This window comes from Arthrobacter sp. TB 26 (assembly GCF_000427315.1).
Taxonomy (GTDB): domain Bacteria; phylum Actinomycetota; class Actinomycetes; order Actinomycetales; family Micrococcaceae; genus Arthrobacter.
Genome location: NZ_AUPJ01000076.1, coordinates 1 through 3435 on the forward strand (window position 1 = coordinate 1; position 3435 = coordinate 3435).

The following is a 3435-nucleotide window of genomic DNA, read 5'->3' on the forward strand; positions in this document are numbered from 1 at the left end:
CGTCCGGCAGCCTGGGCCTGCTGCTGGACAACGCGCTCGATGAACTCGCCGGCCTCCGCCTGGCCACCCGAAAGCTGCCAGACGCGCCGTTCGCCGCCGCCGGGGCGCCCTGGTATTTCACCCTGTTCGGACGCGACTCGCTGTGGGCCGCGCGGCTGCTGCTGCCGCTCGATGCCGGGCTCGCCGCCGGAACGCTGCGCACGCTGGCCGCGTTCCAGGGCACCAAGAACGATCCCGACGCCGCCGAGGAGCCCGGCAAGATCCTGCACGAGCTCCGGTCCAAGGAGTTGGTGCTGGAAAGCCGGGGCCTGCACCTGCCCCCGGTGTACTACGGCGCCGTAGATTCCACCCCGCTGTGGCTGTGCCTGCTGGCCGAACTTGGCCAGGCCGGGCTGGACGACGCCGCGGTCCGCTCGCTCCTGCCCCACGCCGCCCGGGCCGTCGACTGGCTGCTGGCCGCCGGGGGTGCGCCCGGAAGCGCGAACAGCGGGTTCCTCAGCTATCAGGACGCCACCGGCCGCGGCCTCAGCAACCAGGGCTGGAAGGATTCCAGGGACGCCATGCAGTTCCGCAACGGCCGCCTGGCCGACGGCCCGATCGCGCTTTCCGAAGTGCAGGGCTACGCGTACCAGGCCGCTGTGGACACGGCCGATCTCTTCGACGCCTACGGCGAACCCGGCGGCCAGGCGCTGCGGGACTTTGCCGAGGCGCTGCAGCAGAACTTCCGCGAACGCTTCTGGGTCGAGGACGACGGCGGCCCGTTCCCCGCCATGGCCCTCGACGGGCACGGCGATCCGCTGGACATCCCCGGCTCCAACATGGGGCATCTGCTCGGCACCGGAATCCTGGACGCGTCGGAGGCCCGGCTTGTGGCGGACCGCCTGTTAAGCCCCGAGCTGTTCTCCGGCTACGGCGTCCACACCATCTCCCGGCACGCCGCCGGATTTTGGCCGTTCAGCTACCACTGCGGTTCGGTCTGGAGCCACGACACCGCGATCGCGGTCCGGGGTCTGCTCGCCGAGGGTTTCACCGCCGAAGCCCGGACCATCGCCGAGGGTCTGCTGGCCGCGTCCGGTTCGTTCGGGCACCGCCTGCCGGAACTCTTTGCCGGGATCCCGGCCGGGGAGGCAGGCCACGCGGTGCCGTATCCGGCGTCGTGCCATCCGCAGGCGTGGTCCTCGGCGTCTGCCGCGGTCATCGCCCAGGCCATGGACGTCGGGTTTTAGGTCGTCCCTGCCGGCTCGGGCCGGGCGCGCGGGCCGCACGGAGACCGTCGGCCAGGATCACGATCCCGAGGACGGCGACTGCCAGGCCCGTGGACGCGAGCACATCGGTCAGCCAGTGATAACCCAGGTAGATCCGGCTGAAGGCGACCACCACAGTGCCGGCGGCTGCGGCAGCGAAGGCAACCACCGACGTCGAAGTCCTTCCGCTGCGGGACACCACGAGATAGACCAGCACCACCGCAAAGACACCCGCGCCGAAGGTATGCCCCGAGGGGAATGAAAAGGCGTCGTCCGGACCCAGCAGGAAGTCGCTCGTTGGGGGCCTGGCACGGTTCACCTGGTGCTTGATGAAGGTTGACAGCCCGAACGTCGCTGCCATGGCCGCGACCAGCAGGGCCGGCCGCCAGAGTTCGCGTTTCCGGATGCCCCAGAGCAGTGCGAGGACGAATCCGACCACGGTCATCCACAGCGGGGACGTCACCGTGGTCACGGCCGTCAGGGCGGCGGTGGCCACCGAATTCCGGGACGCCACCAGGCTGTCGTGCACGGGCCCGTCCAAGGCAGCGACACCGCTGTTCGACTGGACGGCCGCCAGCGTCAGCCAGAAGACCGCCTCCCCGGCCACCAGCAGGGCGGCCGCGCCGAAGAACAGCACGTGCTGGGAGCGCTCCACGGGCATGCCGGCGGTACGCGTTTCGTGCTCGGCAATAGACATTGGCTGATTGTGCCAGCCGAAACTCCCGGCTTCCCGGACGTCCGCTGGGAAATCCCTCGCAGGTCAGGGGGCAGGCGGCCGTTTGGCCTGCGGGTAGGGCGTTTCGTGCCGGGCGAGCATTTCGACGAAACCCGCGATCTTCCGCTCCCGGGTGGCGGCCTGCTTGACCGCATTGGTCCGGTAGATCAGGGCGTACCTGTTGACGGAGGTCAGGACCTCGAACATTGCCTGCGCCCGCGGCTCGGNNNNCGATGGCCGCGGCGAGGTCCCCGGGCACTTCGGCCGCCGCCGCGCCGGAATAGGCAGCCTCCCAGCGGCCATCGGCTTTGGCGCTCTCGACGGCGGCGCGTCCCGCAGGAGCCATCCTGCCCGCCGCCTCGAGGCGGCCGATGCGCTCCACATTCCGGGCGGACCACACACTCTTCGGTCCCCGGCGGGTCATCCGCTGAAAGGAACTCCCCTCGTCGCGGCGCCGCCCCTGACCGTCGATCCAGCCGAAGCAAAGGGCCTCCTGCAGGGCGGTCTCGTAGTCGAGTTCCGTCACCGCGCCGCCCTTTTTGTGCAGCACCAGCCACACGCCGGGACTCTCCGCGTGGTGCTGCTCCAGCCAGGCGCGCCACTGGGCAGCGTCCCGCACCAGCAGTTCCTCAAGTTCAACGGCCATGGCACCATTCTGCTCCGCACTGACCAAAAGCGCTGTTTAGTGGCACGATATCCCTGAGAGCCGGATCCCGTCACAACCTTCAGGAGCAACGATGCTGCGTGTCCGCCCGATCCATTTCACCTCCCGCCTTGATGGATGGGAGCGGCTGCTCACCGACCTGGGCATGGTCAAGACTGTCGATGAGCCCACGTGGCGGGAGTTCGACGCCGGCTCCGGCCGTCTCGCCCTCCACCTCGTCGAGCAGGGCTCGGCGGAAGATGGCACCACATCCTTCGGCGTCGAGGTGGGCGATCTGAAGGAATTCGTCCGGCGGACCGAGGAAGCCGGGACCGCCGTAGGCACAACGGCTGCCGGCACTACAGCGGAACTCATCGACGCGGCCCACGGTCCTTCCTGCCGCGTCACCGCCGCGGACGGATTCACCTTCCTCGCCGACCCGGCCACGCGCGCCGCCGACGGCAGCTGGGTCGGGTCGGCGGAAGCGGACCCGGGCATCGGCGTCGTCGAAGTCTGGTTTTCCGAAGACGCCGTGGCGGCGGCCCAAACCCTGCGCGACATCGGCGCCCGGCCCCGTGCGGTCCCGGATAGCGGCGCCGGCGTTGCCGACACTGTCGAATCGGAAACGTTCACGGCGAAAAATGGCGGGGTCCTCATGATCGGCGCAGGGACTGGTGCCGGGCGTGCCGGTCTGGGCTTCGAATACGACGGCGACTTTGACGCTCTCCGCGAACGCCTTATCGAGGCAGGACATGAGGCGGCGGTCATCGAGGAAGCTGCCATCCCCACCCTGCATGTGGCCAACCCCGACGCGGACGGCGTGGCTGCGCACC

The 3435-nt window shown here is 69.6% G+C and carries 3 protein-coding genes and 1 pseudogene; 2 read left to right on the forward strand and 2 right to left on the reverse strand.

From position 1 onward, the window contains the following. A partial coding sequence (locus tag K789_RS25295; protein WP_024365218.1) for an MGH1-like glycoside hydrolase domain-containing protein occupies nt 1-1226 on the forward strand: 1226 nt, incomplete at its 5' end. On the opposite strand, the gene K789_RS0101630 is transcribed toward K789_RS25295, so the two are convergent. Together K789_RS0101630 and K789_RS22020 are read right to left on the reverse strand one after the other, a co-directional pair. Continuing rightward, entirely contained in the window at nt 1195-1941 is a 747-nt protein-coding gene (locus tag K789_RS0101630; protein ID WP_024365219.1) for a phosphatase PAP2 family protein, read from the reverse strand. The genes K789_RS25295 and K789_RS0101630 overlap by 32 nt on opposite strands. Before the next feature lie 63 nt (nt 1942-2004). Further along, a pseudogene (locus K789_RS22020) lies at nt 2005-2605 on the reverse strand (YdeI/OmpD-associated family protein). A gap of 91 nt (nt 2606-2696) precedes the next feature. Here K789_RS22020 and K789_RS0101640 point away from each other — a divergent pair. Then, nucleotides 2697-3435, forward strand: a 739-nt coding sequence (locus tag K789_RS0101640) for a hypothetical protein (RefSeq protein WP_024365220.1), incomplete at its 3' end; no start/stop codon positions are given.